2 protein-coding genes are annotated in these 3,302 nt (G+C 67.8%); both read right to left on the reverse strand.

What is annotated here, in order from left to right; translation table 11 throughout:
- Positions 1 to 122 precede the first annotated feature (122 nt).
- Positions 123 to 680 (reverse strand): hypothetical protein, encoded by a 558-nt coding sequence (locus tag M3Q23_17945; protein ID MDP9343932.1) that lies wholly within the window; start codon positions 678 to 680, stop codon positions 123 to 125.
- A 118-nt stretch (positions 681 to 798) separates the two neighbouring features.
- The gene (locus M3Q23_17950) at positions 799 to 3,024 is read right to left on the reverse strand and encodes a hypothetical protein (protein ID MDP9343933.1); all 2,226 of its coding nucleotides are present in this window, start codon (positions 3,022 to 3,024) and stop codon (positions 799 to 801) included.
- Positions 3,025 to 3,302: the final 278 nt, after the last annotated feature.

Below are 3,302 nucleotides of genomic sequence, written 5' to 3' on the forward strand. Positions count from 1 at the left end.
CCGGTTTGACAGGGGGCCGCTGGCGAAGCGGGGCCACGACGCGCCGGAACGATGCACCTGCTGGGAAACCGGCGGGACTGAGCCCGGCCGCCTACAGCTTGCCGATCAGCCAGCGGCCTACCTCACACGCGAGCGGTGCCCTGGCTGGTCCCGGCGATGAGTCGACCGTCCGGACTCCAGGACACCCCCCGCCACTTCGGATGCCCGCCACCGTTGGGCCCCGCCAATGCGAATGATTCCTCGCCGGTGTTCACATCGAAGACGGCGCCCACTTCATCGTTCGTCCATACCTGTGCCACGGCCACGTGTCGACCGTCCGGACTGAGTGCGGTGTCGATCGGCCCGTCCACACGAATCGTCGAGACCACCCGGTCGGTGGACAGGTCCAGGACCTGGACCAGTCCCGCGTCGAACCAGGCGGCGGACACGAGCGACCCGTCGGCGCTGAACGACGGACCCCATGCTTCGCCGCTTGGCCACCGGCTCGAGAGGAGCCTCCCCGTGGACGGATCCCACACCGCCAGCGTTCCGTCCTTCGCGGTGGTGGCGAGCTTGGAGCCATCCGGGCTGAACGCGACGTCGGTCACGTCCTCGTCGTTCCCTTGGAACGAGAGGACGCGGGCGCCCGTCTCCGCGTCCCTGATGTCGATCAGGCCCGAGTTCTCGGGGCCCTCGGTCACGAAGTCCCCTCTGGAACTCCAGGCGAGCAGCCCTCCCAGCCCAGGAACTTCCAGGTCGAGCCGGGACGCCTCCCAGGCACCGCCGCATCGATCGCGAGCCGCCTCCAGGGTCCACGCGTCAGCCGACCTGGGCCTCCCATTCCCCTGCCACCCCTTCGTCGAGGGAGACCAATCCGCTGACGGCCTGCTCTCCCACCGGGATGAACCCCATGTATTGCGTGGTCACGCCGCCGCGTGCCTGCATGAACGTCACCATCATCCCCTGATCGGAGGCTTGGACCCCGGTGAACGCGCCTACGCCGACCGTCTCCTGGCCGGTTGCGGTGTCCGTGGTAACGGTGTCAAACAGGTTCGTCGTGCCCCGGCGGGTCCACACGACGTCTGACTCGGCGATCGAGAGGGCCAGCCCGCTGGTCGGGTGTTCGTGCATGGCCAGACGGCCCGCGTTCGCGACGAAGTTCTGGAACCGGGGGAGCGCCACCATGCGGTCCATGCCGGCGACGGCGACCGTCGGGCTCCCGATCGTGAAGCCGACGAGCCGGTCGAGCCCCAGCAAGGGCTCGATGCTCGCCACGGGGCTCCCCGGAAGGAAGACCCCCGTAAGATTGGACAGGCCCGCCAGCGGCGAGACGTCCGTCACATTCGCATGGCCGATCCGCAGCTGCTCCAGCTTCGTGGCCGACCGGAGCGGCGAGACGTCCTCGACAGGCCCCTCGAGGCGGATCTCGACGAGGTTCGGCGCAGACCCCAGCGACTCGATGGCGTCCACCGTGGTCTTCTGGATGGACAGCTTCTCGAGGTCGGGAAGTCCGGCCAGTGGGGCCGGATCGATCGGGATGGCGAGACATCCCAGGCTGCTCAGGTTGCGCAGCCGGGGCGTGAAGTGAAGCGGCTTCAGGCTGGCCACGTCGGAGTTCAGGCAGACCAAGGTCAGCTCCGTGAGCTTCGACTCGGCTATCACCGACCAGGCCCGGCTGTTGAACATCTCCGCCGAGACCTCCGTGGGGAAGTCGCCCTCGAGCTGCTCGATCTGATGCTGCAGCGCGGTGCCCTGGTCGTCCTTCGGGATCTGGTCGAAGTTCACGAACTGGGGGATGAAGGGCGCCGCGATGTCGAGGAGCGCCTGGCGGTCCGCCTGCAGCGTCCCGGGGAGGTCCTTGATGTCCCACCACTGGGCGAAGCTCTCCGGCTGCACGTCGAACTCGTCCCGCGTGAAGTCCTGGAGCTGCGCGACGGCGTCGGCGACGGCCCGGGGGGCGCGTTCGAAGTCGCTGTAGCAGACGAGTGCGGCTTCCTGGATGATGGCGAGGTTCCGGGTCACGATGCGCTGCATCTCCTTGAAGCGGTCGAGCTGGCGGGGAGACAGCCGCATGGGGCCGTTCAAGACCTGGGAGATGCGGCGGCTGTAACCGGCGTGCCGCTCGAACTCGTCACTCAGCTGGCGCCGCGCTTCGACCACGCCCGCCGCGACGATAGGAGGGGGCGCGAACAACCCGAGCTCCTCCCAGGGGCTGGTGATGTACGAGAGCTGCGCCGGACCGTTCGGGGAGTCGAGGGGCGCGTCGGGATTCACCTGTGCGCTGAACTCGTCTCGTCCGTAGACCACCGCCGCATTGAGCGCGTCCAGGACCGCACCGGGGTTCTCCAAGGAGGCCACCAGGATCGGCGCTTGACCCGGCCCCGTCCCGAACACCGACGACAGCCTGCGGACGTCGCCCCCCAGCTGGAAGGCGTGGAGGCTGAGCGACGCCCGCTTCCCGAACTTCTGCGAGGCCATCCGCAACGAGGCCTCGACCTCCACCGGCGGGCCCTGGAACGTGAACTCGCCCGAGAACGCCTGCTTCTCCTCCCGAGTGGCGAACTCGACCTTCACAGAGACGAGCAGCTTCGCGCCGAGCGTGATCTGCGAGACGAACTGATGGCCGCACACGACCGGCCAATGCTCGCCGACGAACGTGTCGTCGGCCGCCGTGCCCTTCGCCGCGATGCCTTCGGGCGTCAGCCCGGCAGCCACTCCGGGGAATCGGAACTTGGCGTTCTTGAAGCTGATGATGTGGCTGTAGATCGTGACGTCGGAGTACTCCGACGACGTCGACTCGGACGCGAACGTCGCGGCCAGGCTTCCCGAGAACAGGCCGTAACGGGCCTTGCCGCCGACGTGGAATCCGAGCTCGGACGACGCGGCTTCCTGACTCATGCTCCGATCGAAGGTCAGCTGCGACTGCTGGTTGCCGGCGAATTCGACGCCGCCCCGGACGCATTGGCCGACGAACTCCTCCTGTTCGACGTTGTAGCCCTGACCGAGCGCGGCCTTCTCACTGAGACTCGCAGCCTGGATCTCCATGCCCCCGCCTCCTCGATCGGAGCCGTTCCGTGTCGCCCCGCGCCATCACGGACGTTCCGACTACGGCGAGCCTAGTGGGGACCCCCGGAGCTGGCTAGGCCCGACCCTGCCGGGGAAGCGTCCCACCGTAGGTTCCAAGGATCGGCGAAAGAAGGGCACTAGGCTCACCTCGACCAATTGAGTGCTCGAGGCACAGGAGGTGAGCCCAGTGCGGGTTTCAGTTTGCGTCACGGTGGACGTCCCCACAACCACGTTCTCCGCCATCGAGGAGGCGTGCG

This window comes from Actinomycetota bacterium (assembly GCA_030774015.1).
GTDB lineage: Bacteria > Actinomycetota > UBA4738 > UBA4738 > JACQTL01 > JALYLZ01.